Source organism: Bradyrhizobium sp. Ken64 (assembly GCF_055807555.1).
Genome location: NZ_JBVVPA010000148.1, coordinates 1 through 233, shown reverse-complemented (window position 1 = coordinate 233; position 233 = coordinate 1). Strand labels below are relative to the sequence as shown.

Below are 233 nucleotides of genomic sequence, written 5' to 3'. Positions count from 1 at the left end.
GATGTTCCCACCATAACCGGGAACATCCAGAACTAACGCATCACGTCCCACAAAAAAGCCAACGCCTTCGCGCGTTGGCTTTTTTGCATCTGGCGATAACGCGCCTTCATTTATACAAGATGGCCTGATGAATCTCCTGCAAGGCCATGATGCGCTGGGCGGCATTGAGCTTGATGGCTTCTTTTGGCATGCCGAACACCACGCACGTTGCCTCGTCCTGAGCCACAGTAGAC

General features: G+C 53.2%; 1 protein-coding gene. It reads right to left on the bottom strand.

Annotated features, from left to right (window positions below):
• Nucleotides 1–106 precede the first annotated feature (106 nt).
• Entirely contained in the window at nt 107–226 is a 120-nt protein-coding gene (locus AC0L2F_RS36000) for a chemotaxis protein CheB (protein WP_473251557.1), read from the bottom strand.
• Nucleotides 227–233: the final 7 nt, after the last annotated feature.